This window comes from Curtobacterium sp. MCPF17_002 (assembly GCF_003234115.2).
Lineage (GTDB): Bacteria > Actinomycetota > Actinomycetes > Actinomycetales > Microbacteriaceae > Curtobacterium.
Map to the genome: position 1 here is coordinate 3,346,184 of NZ_CP126251.1, position 15,755 is coordinate 3,361,938.

The following is a 15,755-nucleotide window of genomic DNA, read 5'->3' on the forward strand; positions in this document are numbered from 1 at the left end:
GCGGGTTGGTCAGCCGACCGCACCCTTGTGACGTCGGTACGTCGAGACCGTCGGGTCACCGGTCAGCCAGAAACGCCAGGGGAACCCCGCCCCGCCGGCGATGCCGCCGACGCCGGTGCGCGGGCCGCGCGAGATCCGTGGGACCGGGCCGGTCGCGGCCGGTCCGGGGAGGGTCTCGAGCAGGAGTTCCTCGACGACGTGGGCCGTCCCGGCGGAGGCGAGCCGCGCCTCCAGGCCGGGTGCGAGCGTCAGCACGTACGGACCGGACCCGTCGAGGAGTCCGGTCCCGTCGTCCTCCCCCAGGACGGCGCCGAGTGCCCCGCCGAGGTTGCCGGGCCCTCGTGCCAGCGCGACGTCCGCGATCGAGGGCCCGCGCCGCTCCCGAGCGGCCGCGACGCCGTCGACGACCTCCGCGCCGCGGAGCAGAGAACCGGAGGACGTGCCCTCGGGGGCACTGACCACGTTGACGCAGGTGTGGATGCCGTACGAGCGGTACGCGTAGAGCGTCCCCGGCGGTCCGAACAGGTGCCGGTTGCGCGGTGTCGGACCGCGGTGGCCGTGGGAGCCCGGATCGGTCGGGCCGGAGTAGGCCTCGACCTCGGTGATCCGGAGCGTCACGCCCTTGCCCGCGATCGTCGCCCCGAGCAGCGCCGGCGCGGACACCGGAGCCGGCTCGGACAGGAGCGCGAGGACGGGGTCGGTCATCGCGTGAACGGCACGCCCTCGGCGAGGTCGTGCACGCGGTGGGTGAGCGACGCGAGCTGCTCGGCGACCCGGTCCGGCGCGGTCCCGCCGACACCGGCACGGGATGCGACGCTGCCCTCGATCGTGAGGACGGCGCGGACCTCCGGCGTCAGGTGCTCGGACACCGCGCGGTACTCGTCGTCGGTCGGCTGGTCGAGCTCGATGCCGCGCTCCTCGCAGACCCGGACCAGCGCACCCGAGATCTCGTGCGCGTCACGGAACGGCACACCCTGGCGGACCAGCCACTCGGCGACGTCCGTCGCGAGCGAGAACCCCTGCGGCGCGAGCTCGGCCATCCGGTCGGTGTCGAAGGCCAGCGTCGCCACCATGCCGGTGAAGGCGGGCAGGAGCACCTCGAGCTGGGCGACGGAGTCGAAGACCGGTTCTTTGTCCTCTTGCAGGTCGCGGTTGTACGCCAGCGGCAACCCCTTCAGCGTCGCGAGCAGCCCCGTCAGGTTGCCGATCAGTCGGCCCGACTTGCCGCGGGCGAGCTCGGCGATGTCCGGGTTCTTCTTCTGCGGCATGATGCTCGAGCCGGTCGAGAACGCGTCGTGAAGCCGGACGAAGCCGAACTCCTTCGTGTTCCAGAGGATGATCTCCTCGGCCAGACGGGACACGTCGATGCCGATCTGCGCCAGGACGAAGGCGAACTCGGCCACCACGTCGCGGGCGGCCGTCGCGTCGATCGAGTTGTCGGCCGGGCGGGCGAAGCCGAGTTCCCGGGCGATCGCCGCCGGGTCCAGCCCCAGCGAGCTGCCCGCCAGCGCTCCCGCACCGTACGGGCTCACGCTCGCCCGGTCGGCCCAGTCGCGGAGCCGCTCGAGGTCGCGGACCAACGGCCACGCGTGCGCGAGCAGGTGGTGGGCGAGGAGGACCGGCTGCGCGTGCTGCAGGTGTGTGCGACCCGGCATGATCGCGCCCGGGTGCTCGTTCGCCTGCTGCGAGATCGCGTCGACGAGGTCGATCACGAGGCGCCCGATCCGGCGCCCGTGGTCGAGCATGTGCATGCGGCCGAGCGTCGCGATCTGGTCGTTGCGGCTCCGGCCGGCGCGGAGCTTGCCGCCCAGCTCCGGCCCGACGTCCGCGATGAGGAGGCGCTCGAGGGCGCCGTGGACGTCCTCGTCACCGTCGTCCGGCACGAGGGTGCCGTCGGCGTGCGCGGATTCCAGCCGGTCGAGGCCGGCCAGCATCCGGTCGAGTTCGTCCTCCGAGAGGTACCCCGCCGTCTGCAGTGCCCGGGCGTGCGCTCGAGACCCGGCGATGTCGTACGGCGCGAGCTGCCAGTCGAACTGCGTCGACCTCGACAGGGCAGCGAGCTCGGCGCTCGGGCCGTCGGCGAAACGGGCGCCCCAGAGGGCGCCGGTGTTGGTGGCGTCGGTCTTGGCGGCGGGCTGGGTCGCGTCGGTCATGTCTCGCTCTGCTCGTTCGTCGTGGATGGGGCTGGTTCGGGGCTGGTCGCCGCTTGCTGGATCAGTTCGCCCGGTCGCCGCTTGCTGGATCAGTTCGCCTGGTCGCGGCGGGCGGCGATCCTGCTCGGCAGTGACCAGATGTCGGTGAAGCCCTTCGCCTGCGACTGGTCGAACGCGTCGCCGGTGTCGTACGTCGCGAGCTCGAAGTCGTAGAGGCTCTGGCTCGACCGGCGCCCGGTGACCACCGCTCGCCCGCCGTGCAGCTGCAGGCGCACGTCACCCGACACGTGCTGCTGGGTGTGGTCGACGAAGGCGTCGAGGCTGCGCTTCAGGCCACCGAACCACAGGCCGTCGTAGACGAGGTCAGCCCACTCGGCCTCGACGTGCCGCTTGTACCGGTGCACGTCGCGTTCGAGCGTCAGGCTCTCGAGTTCCTCGTGCGCCGCGATGAGCGCCACGGCCGCCGGGGCCTCGTAGACCTCGCGCGACTTGATGCCGACCAGCCGGTCCTCCACCACGTCGATGCGTCCGACCCCGTGCTTGCCGGCCAGGGCGTTCAGCTCCTGCACGATCCGCAGCACGCTGAAGCGCTGGCCGTCGATCGCGACCGGGACGCCCTGCTCGAACGTGACCGTCACCTCGCCCGGGTCGCGCGGCACCGTCGGGTCCTGCGTGTACGCGTAGAGGTCCTCCGGTGGGGCGTTCCACGGGTCCTCGAGGAGGCCCGTCTCCACCGCACGGCCCCACACGTTCTGGTCGATCGAGTACGGCGACCGGGGCGACTGCTCGATCGGCAGCCCGTGCTCCTCCGCGTACGCGATCGCCCGGTCGCGGGTGAGTGCGAGGTCACGCACCGGCGCGAGGGTCGACAGGTGCGGCGCGACCGCTGCCACGGCCGCCTCGAACCGGACCTGGTCGTTGCCCTTGCCGGTGCAGCCGTGCGCGATGCTGTCCGCGCCCAGCTGCGTGGCCGTCAGCGCCAGGTGCTTCGCGATGAGCGGTCGGCTCAGGGCCGAGATCAGCGGGTAGCGCTTCTGGTGCAGGGCGTTCGCCTTGAGCGCGGGCACGATGTAGTCGTCGGCGAACTCGTCCTTCGCGTCGACGACGATCGACTCGACCGCCCCGCAGTCGAGCGCGCGCTGCCGGATGGCCGCGAGGTCCTCGCCGCCCTGACCGACGTCGACCACGAGCGCGACGACGTCCTTGCCCGTGGCGTCACGCAGCCGGCCGATCCCGACGGAGGTGTCGAGGCCGCCGGAGTACGCGAGGACGACGCGGTCTGCCACTGGTGTCTCCCGGTCAGGCGCCGGTGGCGATCGTGGCGGTCGCGGCGGCGCCGGCGTTGGCGTTGGCGTTGGCGGCGTTGGCGTTGGCATTGGCGGCGTTGGCGTTGGCGTTGGCGGCGAGCAGCCAGGCGAGGAGGGCCTTCTGGGCATGCAGACGGTTCTCCGCCTCGTCCCAGATGATGCTGCGCGGTCCGTCGATGACCTCGGCCGTCACCTCGAACCCGCGGTCCGCCGGCAGGCAGTGCATGAACACCGCGTCGTCTGCGGCGTGTGCCATCAGGGCGTCGTCCACGCGGTAGCCGTTGAAGGTGTCGAGTCGCGCCTGCTTCTCGTCTTCCTTCCCCATCGACACCCAGGTGTCGGTGACGACGACGTCCGCGCCGGAGACGGCGGCGACCGGGTCCGTCACGACCAGGACCGATCCGCCGGTCTCGGCAGCACGGCGCTCGGCGTCGGTGACGACCTCGGCCGCGGGCGAGAACTCGGCCGGAGCGGCGACCCGGACGTGCATGCCCGCGGTCGCACCGGCGAGCAGGTACGACTGCGCCATGTTGCTCGCGCCGTCACCGATGAACGCGACGGTCTGCCCCGCCAACGTGCCGCGGTGCTCACGGATCGTCAGCAGGTCGGCAAGGAGCTGGCACGGGTGGAAGTCGTCGGACAGGGCGTTCACGACGGGGACGGTCGTGTTCGCGGCCATCTCCTCGAGGCCGGCCTGGCCGTAGGTGCGCCAGACGATCGCCGACACCATGCGCTCCAGCACACGGGCGGTGTCGGCCGGGGTCTCCTTGCCGCCGAGCTGGCTGTTCGCCGTCGAGATGATCAGCGGGCTGCCGCCGAGGTCGGAGATGCCGACGTGGAACGACACCCGGGTCCGGGTCGACGACTTGTCGAAGATGACCGCGACGCTCTGCGGGCCGGCGAGGGGCTTCGCACCCCAGCGGTCGGCCTTCATCTCCTCGGCGAGGTCGAGGATCGCGGACTGCTCCGCCTGGCTGAGGTCGTCGTCACGGAGGAAGTGGCGGGTCATGCGGAGGTCTCCTGGGCGGCAGCGACGGCCGCGAAGCTCTGGGCGAGGATCGACACGAACTCGTCGATCTCGTCGTCGGACACGATGAGCGGCGGCGCGATGCGCAGGCTCGACTCGTTCGGGGCGTTGATGATGAGGCCACGCTCGAGCGCTGCCGCGCTGACGGCGGCCGCGATCGGGCCGGTCAGCCCGACGCCGATGAGCAGTCCGGTGCCGCGGACCTCTTCGACGAGCGGCGATGCCAGACCCGCGATGCCCGCACGGATGCGCGCACCCTTCACGACGGCGCCCGCGACCAGGTCGGCGCGCTCGATCTCCTCGAGCACGGCGTTCGCCACGCGGGTGCCGAGCGGGTTGCCGCCGAAGGTCGACCCGTGCTGGCCGGCCGAGAACAGGTCGGAGGCCCAGCCGAACGTCACGAGCGCCCCGATCGGGAAGCCGCCGGCGATGCCCTTCGCAACCGTGACCGCGTCCGGCTCGAAGCCGTGCCCCTGGAAGGCGAACCAGTTGCCGGTCCGGCCGACACCCGTCTGGATCTCGTCGAGGACGAGGAGCGCACCGTGCTCCTCGGTGAGACGGCGGGCAGCCAGCAGGAAGCCCTCGGGCAGGTCGACGACGCCGGCCTCACCCTTGATCGGCTCGATGAAGAGTGCTGCCACGGTGTCGTCGATCGACTGCTCGAGTGCGTCGACCGCCGAGTCGATGTGCTCGACCCCGGGGATCATCGGCAGGAAGTCCTCTTGCAGGGCCGGCTTGCCGGTGAGGGCGAGCGCCCCCATCGTCCGGCCGTGGAACCCCTGCTTCAGGGCGAGGATGCGCGTCTTCCGCCCGTCGGCGCCCTTGTTGAGGCGAGCGAGCTTGAAGGCTGCCTCGTTCGCCTCCGCGCCGGAGTTGCCGAAGTACACGCGGCCGGTGTCGCCGGCGCCGGTGATGCGCTTGAGGCGCTCGGCCAGCTCGAGCTGCGGCGGCGTGGCGAAGTAGTTCGACACGTGCACGAGCTTCGCGGCCTGGTCGGAGATCGCCTCGACCAGCGCGGGGTGCGCGTGCCCGAGGGAGTTCACGGCGATGCCGGCGAGGAAGTCCAGGTACTCGTTGCCGTCGACGTCCCAGACGCGGCAGCCCGCACCGCGCTCGAGCATGATCTTCGGCGGCGTGAGGGATCGCATGAGCGACGCCCCGAACCGGTCGTTCCAGGTCTCGGTCTGCGTCTCGGTGCTCACTGCGCGTGTCCTTCCTCGGTCGTGCCGACCTTCTCGGTCGTGCTGGCTTCATGGCGTCCGGCGGTGGCCGGGCGGCCGGCACCCAGGCCGGCGGTGCTCGTCGGCGAGGCGACGCGACGGCCGATCTCGGCGTGGGTCATCTGGTTCTCGGTGCGACGGCTCGGGTCCGGGATCACCTCGGTGCCCGCGCCCCGCAGGGTGAAGACCTCGAGCAGGATCGAGTGCGGGATCCGGCCGTCGATGATCGTCGCGCCGCCCACCCCGCCGACCACGGCGTCGAGGCACGCGGTCATCTTCGGGATCATCCCCGACTCGAGGGAGGGCAGGAGCTCACGGAGCTCCTCGACCGCGATGAGGTCGACGAGCGAGTCCCGGTCCGGCCAGTTCCGGTACAGACCCGGGACGTCGGTCAGCATCATGAGCTTCGACGCCTTCAGCGCGATGGCGAGTGCACCGGCGGCGGCGTCGGCGTTCACGTTGAGCGCCTGGTCCGGGTGGGCGTCGTCGATCGCGATGCTCGAGACGACCGGGATGCGGCCGGCCTCGATCGCGGCGAGGACACCGGACGGGTCGACGTGGGTGATGTCGCCCACGTGGCCGAGGTCGAAGTGCTCGCCGTCGACGACGACGCCCTTCTTCTCGCCGGTGAACAGCGAACCACCGTCGCCGAAGACGCCGACGGCCAGGCCCGCGCCGTGCTCGTTCACGAGGTCGACGATCTCGCGGTTGACCTCGCCCGCGAGGACGTCGCGGACGACCGTGATCGCCTCGGTCGTCGTGACGCGGTACCCGCCCCGGAACTCGGACGCGATCCCCTGCTCCTTGAGCGCGGCGGAGATCTGCGGGCCGCCACCGTGCACGACGACGGGGTGCAGACCGGCGTACCGCAGGTAGACCATGTCCTCGGCGAACGCGCGCTTGAGGTCCTCGTTGATCATCGCGTTGCCGCCGAACTTGACGACGACGATCTTCCCGGAGAACCGCTTCAGCCACGGCAGGGACTCGATGAGGGTCGCGGCCTTGACGGCCGCGAGCTCGTGCTCCTCTTGCTTCGTCAGGTCACTCATCAGCTGGAGTACGCACTGTTCTCGTGCACGTAGTCGTGCGTGAGGTCGTTCGTGAGGATCGTGGCAGCGTACGGACCGACACCGAGGTCGATCAGCACGTGCGTGTCCCGCGGCGTCAGGTCGACGGTCTCGCTCGGCTGGTCCGGAGCGCCGGCGTGGCAGACGCGCACGCCGTTCATCGAGACGTCGACGGCGTAGGGGTCGAACTCGGCGTCGGTCGTCCCGATCGCCGCGAGCACCCGGCCCCAGTTCGGGTCGTTGCCGAACACGGCGGCCTTGAACAGGTTGTTGCGCGCCACGCTCCGTCCGACCTCGACCGCGTCGTCCTCGCTGGCGGCGTTCACGACGGAGATCGCGATGTCGTGGCTCGCGCCCTCGGCGTCCTGCTGCAGCTGCCGTGCCAGGTCGGCGCACACCGCGGTCAGGGCTTCCTGGAAGTCGCCGACCTCGGGCGTGACACCGCTCGCCCCTGAGGACATCAGGACCACCGTGTCGTTCGTGGACATGCAGCCGTCCGAATCGACACGGTCGAACGTGACCCGGGTCGCCGCACGCAGCGCCTGGTCGAGCTCGTCGGACGTGAGTGCGGCGTCCGTGGTGATGACCACGAGCATCGTCGCGAGTCCGGGTGCGAGCATGCCCGCGCCCTTCGCCATGCCGCCGACGGTCCAGCCGTCCTCGGTGGCGACGGACAGCTTCGCCTTCGTGTCGGTCGTCATGATGGCCGTGGCCGCGTCGAGTCCGCCGTCGGCGGTGAGCGCGGCGCTCGCGAGGTCGACGCCCTTCAGGACGTTGTCGCGGAACGTCTGGTCGCCCACGCCGATCAGGCCGGTCGAGCAGACGACCACGTCGCCGGCACCGACGCCGAGCGCGTCGCCGACCGCCTCGGCCGTCATGTGGGTGGTCTGGAAGCCGAACGGACCGGTGAAGCAGTTCGCGCCGCCGGAGTTGAGGACGACCGCGCGCGCGACACCGTCGCCGACCACCTGACGCGACCAGATGACGGGGTGCGCCTGCGCTCGGTTGCTGGTGAAGACGGCGGCCACGGCCGCGTCCGGGCCGTCGTTGACGACGAGCGCCACGTCCGGCTTGCCGCTCGGCTTCAACCCTGCGGTCACGCCCGCCGCGCGGAAGCCCGCTGCTGCGGTGACGCCCTGGAGGCCCGCGGTCGCGTCCGTCTGCTGGGTCACGTCGCTCACGGTGCCACTCCGTCCACGCTGAGGCCGAGGGTCTCCGGGAAGCCCAGGGCGATGTTGGTCGACTGGACGGCGGCACCGGCGGTGCCCTTCGCCAGGTTGTCGAGGGCGGTCACCGCGACGACGCGGCCCGCGGCCTCGTCGACGGCGATGCCGACCAGTGCCGTGTTGGCGCCGATGGTGTCCGCGACCCGCGGGAACTCGCCCTCGGGCAGCAGGTGCACGAAGGGTTCGTCGGCGTACGCCTGCTCCCAGGCGAGCCGCACGTCGCGGGCGCTGACGCCGGGGGCGAGCTTCGCGGTCGTCGTCGCCAGGATTCCGCGCGACATCGGGACGAGGACGGGCGTGAACGAGATCGTCACGTCCGAGGCACCGGCGACCTGCAGGTTCTGCTGGATCTCCGGGATGTGCCGGTGCTTCCCACCGACCGCGTAGGCGCTGGCCGACCCCATGATCTCGGATGCGAGGTAGGTCGTCGCGAGCTTCTTGCCGGCACCGCTCGGCCCGACGCTCAGGACGGCGACGATGTCGTCGGACTCGACGAGCCCGGCCTGGATGCCCGGCTGGATGCCGAGGGTCACCGCGGTGACGTTGCAGCCCGGGACCGCGATGCGCTTCGTGCCGACGAGCGCGGACCGCTGGCGACCCTGGGCCTGGATGTCGTCGACGTCGCGCCATTCCTCTGCCGAGACGGGCGTCGGAGCCGCGAGCAGCAGCTCCGGCAGTCCGTAGGTCCATGCGCCGTGGTAGTCACCGCCGTAGAACGCTTCCCATGCGGCGGGGTCCGTCAGCCGGTGGTCCGCGCCGCAGTCCACGACGAGGGCGTCGTCGCCGAGTTCGGCGGTGATCGCCCCGGACTGCCCGTGCGGCAGCGCGAGGAACACGACGTCGTGCCCGCGCAGGTTCTCCGCCGTCGTCTCGACGAGGGTCAGGTGCGACAGCGAGCGGAGGTGCGGCTGCGTCGCGATGAGCGGCTGGCCGGCGTTCGAGAACGCGGTCACCGTCCTGACATCGAACTCGGGATGAGCGGAGAGCACACGGAGGAGCTCACCGCCCGCGTAGCCGGAGGCACCTGCCACGGCGACGGATACGGACATGGGATTCCACCTTTGGTCGGACTGGTCGTCGAGAGAGTCGGAGGCGGCGACCCCGGGCGGTGCTGATCCCGGTGGATCAGTCGCGCAGGGTCGCCCCGAATCGCTCGCCGGCACGTCGGACAGCGCCGTCACGGGCCTCGGTGGCCTCGGCAGCGGTCAGGGTGCGGTCCGTGGCGCGGAACCGCAGCGCGAACGTCAGGGACTTCTGTCCCTCGTCCACGCCGGTGCCCCGGTAGTCATCCACGAGCCGAGCATACTCCAACAGCGCTCCGGCACCACGCTCGACGGCATCCAGTACTTCGCCCGCCGGTACGTCGGCAGCGACCACCAGGGAGAGGTCCTGCGTCGCCGCCGGGAAGGACACGATCGGCGCCACCGACACGAGATCGGGCGCCGCCGCGACCAGGGCGTCGAGGTCGAGTTCGACGACGGCGACCACGCGGGGCAGCACCGCGGCCTCGCTCAGTTCCGGCAGGAGCTCCCCCGCGATCCCGACCACGGCGTCCCCCACGAGGAGCGATGCCGCACGCCCCGGGTGGAGCGACGGGTGCGTGGTCTGCGTCACGGTGAGGTCCACCCCGACGGCCCAGGCCACCGCGCGGGCGACGTCGAGCGCGTCGGCGATGCCGTACGGCTCGGGCAGGACGCCGGGCTGCTTCACGACGCGGTGGCCGGTGAGCAGCGCGGACACGTGGAACGGCTGCGGCGGCAACGAGGCGTCGAGCGCGGCGAGGGTCTCGCGATCGGGGAGCGCGGCCCCGGCGGGCACCGAATCGGTCCCGAGGGTCACGCCCTGGACGGGCAGGAACACACGGGACGTCTCGTACACGGCGACGTCGACGAGGCCGCGGGACACGTTGCGTCGGGCGGCGTCGACGAGGGCCGGCAGCCCGCTGCGGCGGAGCAGGCTCTGCTCGCTGTCGAGGGCGTTCGCGAGCACGACGCTCGGACCGCCGTCGCCGTCGATGCCCGGGTAGGCGTCCTGCGTCGCCCGGGACACGAACGGGGCGGTGACGACCTCGACGAGGCCGTCGGCAGCGAGCGCCGCGGCGACCCGGCGGCGTGCGAGCTGGTGCCCGGTGAGCCCGCGCCCGGGAGGCGCGACCGGCAGCACGCTCGGGATGCGGTCGTACCCGACGATGCGGGCCACTTCCTCCACGAGGGTGGTGTCGTCCGTCAGGTCGGGACGCCAGGTCGGCGGCGTGACGGCGAGCAGCGCACCGTCGACCTCGACCGTGGAACCGATCGCCCGGAGCGTGTCGATGACCTCGGCATCGGTGTACTCGACACCGATGATCTCGGCCGGACGCGACAGGCGCATCGAGACGAGGGGGCGCGGCGTGCTGTCGACCAGCGTCGAGCCGAGCGGGTCGGCGGTGCCGCCCGCGAGCTCCACGAGGAGCTCGACGGCACGGTTCGCCGCGGCCTCGGCGACGAGCGGGTCGACACCGCGCTCGAAGCGGCGGGACGCCTCGCTCGGCAGCTTGTGCCGGCGGGCGGTGCGCGCGATCGACACCTGGTCGAAGCCGGCGGCCTCGATGAGGACGTCGGTGGTGGTGTCGGAGATCTCGGTGCGGGCGCCGCCCATCACACCGGCGAGGCCCACGGGACCGTCGTCGTCGGTGATGACGAGGTCTTCCGGGTCGAGCTTCCGCTCGACGTCGTCGAGGGTCGTCAGGGTCTCGCCGGCGGCAGCGCGGCGGACACCGAGGCCGCCACGGACCTTGGCGAGGTCGTACCCGTGCAGCGGCTGGCCGAGCTCGAACATGACGTAGTTCGTGATGTCGACCGGCAGCGAGATCGAGCGCACCCCGGCTAGCGCGAGGCGGGACACCATCCAGGCCGGTGTCTTCACGGTGGGGTCAACGCCGCGGACGACACGCGTGACGAAGGTGCTCGCACCGACGCGGCCACGGATCGGCGCCTGGTCGTCGATGGACACGCGGAAGCCGTCACCCGTGCGCGGCGTGACGCGCTCGACCGGGTCGTGGAACGTCGCGCCGGTGGCGTGCGCGTACTCGCGAGCGACACCGCGCATGCTCATCACGTAGCCGCGGTCCGGCGTGACGTTGATCTCCACCGCCGCGTCGTCGAGACCGAGGAGCGCGATCGCGTCCGCACCGACCTCGGGCTCCATGCCGAGGTCGGCGAAGCGCAGGATGCCGTCGTGCTCGTCGCCGAGCCCGAGTTCGCGGGCCGAGGCGATCATGCCGTCGGACACGTGCCCGTAGGTCTTCCGTGCAGCGATCGGGAACGGCCCGGGCAGGACGGCGCCGGGGAGCGTCACGACGACGAGGTCCCCCACGTCGAAGTTGTGCGCACCACAGACGATGCCGCGGGGCGCTGCCTCGCCGACGTCGACCTGGCACCAGTTGATCGTCTTGCCGTTCTTCTGCGGCTCCGGCTCACGCTCGAGCACGCGGCCGACGACGATCGGTCCGGTGAGGTCGTAGGTGTGGACGTCCTCTTCCTCGAAGCCGACCGACACGAGCGCCGCGTGGACGTGCTCGAGGGTGACGTCGTCGGGGAGGTCGACGGACTCACCGAGCCAACGGAGTGGGACGCGCATCAGACCACCGTTCCGAACTGCTGCGAGAAGCGGATGTCGCCCTCGAGGAAGTCACGCATGTCGTTCAGGCCGTTGCGGAACTGCAGCGTCCGCTCGATGCCCATGCCGAACGCGAAGCCCTGGTACTCGTCGGGGTTGATGCCCGCCGAGCGCAGGACGTTCGGGTTGACCATGCCGCAGCCGCCCCACTCGACCCACCGCGCGCCACCCTTGGCGTTCGGCTGCCAGACGTCCATCTCGGCGCTCGGCTCGGTGAACGGGAAGTAGTTCGGGCGGAGGCGGATCTGCGCCTCGGCCCCGAACATCTGCCGGGCGAAGTGCTCGAGCGTGCCGCGGAGGTGCGCCATCGTCAGGCCCTTGTCGATCGCGATGCCCTCGACCTGGGTGAAGACCGGCAGGTGCGTGGCGTCGAGCTCGTCGGCGCGGTACACGCGCCCCGGGGCGATCACGTAGAGCGGCAGGTCGCGCGAGAGCAACGACCGCACCTGCACCGGTGAGGTGTGCGTGCGCATGACGAGGTGGCGGTCGACGGGCTCGACGAAGATCGTGTCGGCCATGGCGCGCGCCGGGTGGTCCGGGTCGAAGTTCAGGGCGTCGAAGTTGAACCACTCGTGCTCGAGCTCGGGACCTTCCGCGACTTCCCATCCCATGCTCACGAAGATGTCGGCGACGGTCTCGTTGAGGAGCGACAGCGGGTGGCGCGAGCCCGGCGCGTGGCGGACCGGCAGCGCCGTGACGTCGACGCGCTCGGCCTCGAGCCGCGCACGTTCCTCGGCCTCGGCGAGCACGGACTCCTGTTCGGCGATCGCTGCGTTCACCTGACCGCGGGCCTGTCCGACGAGCTTGCCGGCGGCGGCCTTCTGCTCGGGCGGGACGCTGCGCATCGAGGCGTTCATCCGCGCCAGCGGCGACTGCTCACCGGTGTGCTCGGCCCGGGCCTGCTTCAGCTCGGCGACGGTCGTCGTGGCACGGACCGCCGCGAGGGCCCGGTCCACCGCGTCGGCGACGGCCGATTCGCTGATCTCGAGAGGTTCTGACACGAGACCCAAGCCTACCGGCCCGTGGGATACCGCAGTCCTGCACCGCACGGTCGGTGGAGAGCCCGCGCGGATGTCGGCCTGTGGAGGACTGGAGCGGGTCCGTCGAGGGCTACTGCGTCCGGTGCGCGAACGCCGACTCGTACAGGCAGACGGACGCCGCGGTCGCGAGGTTCATCGACTCCGCCTTGCCGTAGATCGGCACCTTCACCGCACGGTCGACGAGGGCCAGGTCCTCCGCCGTCAGGCCGCGGGCCTCGTTCCCGAACACCCACACCGTCGGGCCGTCGAGCATGCCCTCGGCACGGACGTCGGGCAGGTCGTCGCCCGAGACGTCGGCGGCGAGGATCGTGTACCCGAGACCCCGCGCACGGGACACCGCGTCGGCGAGGGTCACGCCGACGGACACCGGGACGTGGAAGAGCGAGCCCGTCGTCGAGCGCACGACCTTCGGGTTGTACGGGTCGACGCTCCGCCCGGTGAGGACCACGGCGTCGGCACCAGCGGCGTCAGCAGCGCGGATGATGGTGCCGGCGTTGCCGGGATCACGGACCTCTTCGAGGATCGCGACGATCCCCGGCAGGCCGCCACGCGCCTCCAGGCCGGCATCACCGGACTCGTCGGCGACCGCAGCGCTGTCCGGGAAGACGTCCTTCACCGACGTCGGGAACTGCTGGCACACCGCGACGACGCCCTGCGGCGTGACGGTGTCGGCCATCGCGTCGAGCACCTGCTCGGTGACGAACCAGGTGTCCACCGGAGCGTCGTCGAGCGCGTAGCGCGCGGCCGCCGTCGGGGTCACGTAGAGCTCGCGGAGGAGCTCCGGGCGGTACTCGATCGCCTCGCGCACCGCCTGCGGCCCCTCGAGCAGGAACAGTCCGGTCTCGGCACGGACGTCCTTCTTCGACAGGGCGGCGACGGCCTTGACGCGTCCGGCACGGGGGTTCTCGAGGAGATCAGTCACGGACCAAGTGTCGCAGCATGCACGAAGCCCCCGTTCCGCGGACGGAACGGGGGCTTCGTGAGCAGCTGGAGTGACTACGCGGCCTTGGGGGCCGAGGTGTCGGCCGGGAGGGCCTTCTTCGCGGTCTCGACCAGCGCCGTGAACGTCTCGGGGTTGTTCACCGCGAGGTCGGCGAGGATGCGACGGTCGACCTCGACGCCGGCCAGGTTCAGACCCTGGATGAGGCGGTTGTAGGTCAGGCCGTTCGCACGCGAGGCAGCGTTGATGCGCTGGATCCACAGGCGACGGAACTCGCCCTTCTTCGCGTGACGGTCGCGGTACGCGTAGACGAGGGAGTGGGTGACCTGCTCCTTGGCCTTGCGGTACAGACGCGAACGCTGACCGCGGTAACCCTCGGCGCGCTCGAGGATGACGCGACGCTTCTTGGCGGCGTTGACCGCTCTCTTTACTCGTGCCATTGCACTATTCCTTTACGATCCGGGGGCTCAGTGGCCGAGGAGCTTCTTGACGTTCTTGGCGTCGGCCTTCGAGAGGACCTGGTCCTCGTTGAGGCGGGCCTTGCGCTTGGCAGACTTGACCTCGAGGTTGTGACGCATACCGGCCTGCTGCTTCATGATCTTGCCGCTACCGGTGACCTTGAAGCGCTTCTTCGACCCGGAGTGGGTCTTCTGCTTGGGCATGGTGGTGCCTTTCCGTGGGGTGGATGGGGCCGCGTCGTTGCGGGATCGGTCTGGGTGACCTATTCGGCGGGAGCGTCGCTCTTGGCCGGTGCCGTGTCCTGCGCGGGTGCTTCGGCCGGGGCCTCGGTCTCCGGCTCGACATCAGAGTGGTCCTTCGCGGCGTGCTCGGAGGCACGACGCTCGGCCTTCTGTGCAGCGCGCTTCGCGTTCTGCTCGCCCTTGACGTCGGACTTGTTCTTGAGCGGGGCGATGATCATCGTCATGTTGCGGCCGTCCTGGGTCGGACGCGACTCGACGACACCGAACTCAGCGATCTCCTCGGCGAACTTCTGGAGGAGACGGACACCCTGCTCCGGACGCGACTGCTCGCGGCCACGGAAGAGGATCATCGCCTTCACCTTGTCGCCACCGAGGAGGAAGCCCTCGGCGCGCTTGCGCTTCGTCTCGTAGTCGTGCACGTCGATCTTCAGGCGGAAACGGACTTCCTTGAGGTCCGTGTTCACCTGGTTGCGACGCGCTTCCTTGGCCTTCTGAGCGGCCTCGTACTTGAACTTTCCGTAGTCCATGATCTTGGCCACGGGCGGCTTCGAGTTCGGCGCGACCTCGACCAGATCCAGTTCGGCTTCCTGCGCGAGGCGCAGTGCCATGGCGATCGGGACAACGCCGACCTGCTCACCCTGCGGGCCGACGAGTCGGACTTCGGGAACGCGGATTCGGTCGTTGGTACGGGGATCGGTGATGCGGAGCTCCTTCAATCAGGTGGTGGCCGTCCGGGGCTTTTGCCCTGGGCGACGGCACGAGAGAGGAGATCTGACGCACGGATCGGAACCCGTTCGGCAGCCGCCCGACGCCACCCCTGCGGGACGGCCGACCGACGCGGACGCCGGTGGAGCGGTGTGGACCCGGTAGCCTGGTGGTGCGCGGCCGCGGGTGGGAGAGACTCCTCTTTCGTGACGCTGACGGTGTGTTCGGCCTCGTTGCACGAGTCCGGGCACGCAGACAGCATCTGCCGCCACACAGCCTAGCAGAGGAGCACCGTGACCGACACCCCAGCCCCCGTCGACGCAGGGAACGCCGCCGACGAGGCAGCCCGCGACATCTCGGAGGTGCCGGCGGTCGAGCTCATCAACACCGTCGCCGTGCACCTGCTGAGCGCCGCCGCCGTCAAGGTCGGCCTGGCCGACGACCCGCAGGAGCAGACCGACCTCGACGAGGCACGGAAGCTCATCACGGCCCTCGCGGGCCTCGTCACCGCGGCCGCGACCGAGATCGGCGACCACCACGCCCGTCCGCTCCGCGACGGCCTGCGGTCGGTCCAGCTCGCCTTCCGCGAGGCGTCGGCCATCCCGGATGCGCCGGGCGCCGGCCCCGGGGAGAAGTACACCGGGCCCGTCAACTGACACCGGTGACGGACTGGAGGCGCGGTGCCAGCTGGCACCGCGCCTCCAGTGTCTCG

15 protein-coding genes are annotated in these 15,755 nt (G+C 71.1%); 1 reads left to right on the forward strand and 14 read right to left on the reverse strand.

Features of this window, described 5'->3' with window-relative positions; translation table 11 throughout:
- Positions 1-9: 9 nt before the first annotated feature.
- The 14 genes from DEJ28_RS15585 to infC all read right to left on the reverse strand — a co-directional run bounded on the left by DEJ28_RS15585 (position 10) and on the right by infC (position 15,054).
- Positions 10-705 (reverse strand): DNA-3-methyladenine glycosylase, encoded by a 696-nt coding sequence (locus DEJ28_RS15585; protein WP_111115242.1) that lies wholly within the window; start codon positions 703-705, stop codon positions 10-12.
- Positions 702-2,153, reverse strand: a complete 1,452-nt coding sequence (gene argH, locus DEJ28_RS15590; RefSeq protein WP_111115243.1) for an argininosuccinate lyase — start codon at positions 2,151-2,153, stop codon at positions 702-704. Before argH ends, DEJ28_RS15585 begins: the two co-directional genes overlap by 4 nt.
- Positions 2,154-2,242: 89 nt before the next feature.
- Entirely contained in the window at positions 2,243-3,439 is a 1,197-nt protein-coding gene (locus DEJ28_RS15595; protein WP_111115244.1) for an argininosuccinate synthase, read from the reverse strand.
- 13 nt (positions 3,440-3,452) lie between these two features.
- A complete protein-coding gene (argF, locus tag DEJ28_RS15600) occupies positions 3,453-4,469 on the reverse strand; it encodes an ornithine carbamoyltransferase (protein WP_258368017.1) in 1,017 nt (338 codons plus the stop codon).
- On the reverse strand, positions 4,466-5,689 hold the full coding sequence (locus DEJ28_RS15605; RefSeq protein WP_111115245.1) for an acetylornithine transaminase: 1,224 nt from the start codon (positions 5,687-5,689) through the stop codon (positions 4,466-4,468). The genes argF and DEJ28_RS15605 overlap by 4 nt, the downstream gene beginning before the upstream one ends.
- Positions 5,686-6,756: an acetylglutamate kinase gene (argB, locus tag DEJ28_RS15610; protein ID WP_220034619.1), complete on the reverse strand. Its 1,071-nt coding sequence runs from the start codon at positions 6,754-6,756 to the stop codon at positions 5,686-5,688. Before argB ends, DEJ28_RS15605 begins: the two co-directional genes overlap by 4 nt.
- Positions 6,756-7,946 carry a bifunctional glutamate N-acetyltransferase/amino-acid acetyltransferase ArgJ gene (gene argJ, locus DEJ28_RS15615; protein WP_111115352.1) on the reverse strand — a complete coding sequence of 397 codons (1,191 nt, stop codon included), beginning with the start codon at positions 7,944-7,946 and terminating at the stop codon, positions 6,756-6,758. The genes argB and argJ overlap by 1 nt, the downstream gene beginning before the upstream one ends.
- A gap of 5 nt (positions 7,947-7,951) precedes the next feature.
- Positions 7,952-9,049, reverse strand: coding sequence for an N-acetyl-gamma-glutamyl-phosphate reductase (locus tag DEJ28_RS15620; protein WP_111115246.1), 1,098 nt, complete (start codon positions 9,047-9,049; stop codon positions 7,952-7,954).
- A 76-nt stretch (positions 9,050-9,125) separates the two neighbouring features.
- On the reverse strand, positions 9,126-11,618 hold the full coding sequence (gene pheT / locus DEJ28_RS15625) for a phenylalanine--tRNA ligase subunit beta (protein WP_111115247.1): 2,493 nt from the start codon (positions 11,616-11,618) through the stop codon (positions 9,126-9,128).
- Positions 11,618-12,658: a phenylalanine--tRNA ligase subunit alpha gene (gene pheS, locus DEJ28_RS15630; protein WP_111115353.1), complete on the reverse strand. Its 1,041-nt coding sequence runs from the start codon at positions 12,656-12,658 to the stop codon at positions 11,618-11,620. The genes pheT and pheS overlap by 1 nt, the downstream gene beginning before the upstream one ends.
- Positions 12,659-12,767: 109 nt before the next feature.
- Positions 12,768-13,619, reverse strand: coding sequence for a TrmH family RNA methyltransferase (locus tag DEJ28_RS15635; protein WP_111115248.1), 852 nt, complete (start codon positions 13,617-13,619; stop codon positions 12,768-12,770).
- Positions 13,620-13,693: 74 nt separating this feature from the next.
- On the reverse strand, positions 13,694-14,077 hold the full coding sequence (gene rplT, locus DEJ28_RS15640; protein ID WP_017887975.1) for a 50S ribosomal protein L20: 384 nt from the start codon (positions 14,075-14,077) through the stop codon (positions 13,694-13,696).
- 27 nt (positions 14,078-14,104) lie between these two features.
- On the reverse strand, positions 14,105-14,299 hold the full coding sequence (gene rpmI, locus DEJ28_RS15645) for a 50S ribosomal protein L35 (protein ID WP_065961871.1): 195 nt from the start codon (positions 14,297-14,299) through the stop codon (positions 14,105-14,107).
- Between the two features lie 59 nt (positions 14,300-14,358).
- On the reverse strand, positions 14,359-15,054 hold the full coding sequence (gene infC / locus DEJ28_RS15650; RefSeq protein WP_111115249.1) for a translation initiation factor IF-3: 696 nt from the start codon (positions 15,052-15,054) through the stop codon (positions 14,359-14,361).
- A 282-nt stretch (positions 15,055-15,336) separates the two neighbouring features.
- Between infC and DEJ28_RS15655 the strand changes: the two genes are divergently transcribed.
- Positions 15,337-15,699, forward strand: a complete 363-nt coding sequence (locus DEJ28_RS15655) for a DUF1844 domain-containing protein (RefSeq protein ID WP_111115250.1) — start codon at positions 15,337-15,339, stop codon at positions 15,697-15,699.
- The last annotated feature ends 56 nt before the right edge of the window (positions 15,700-15,755 follow it).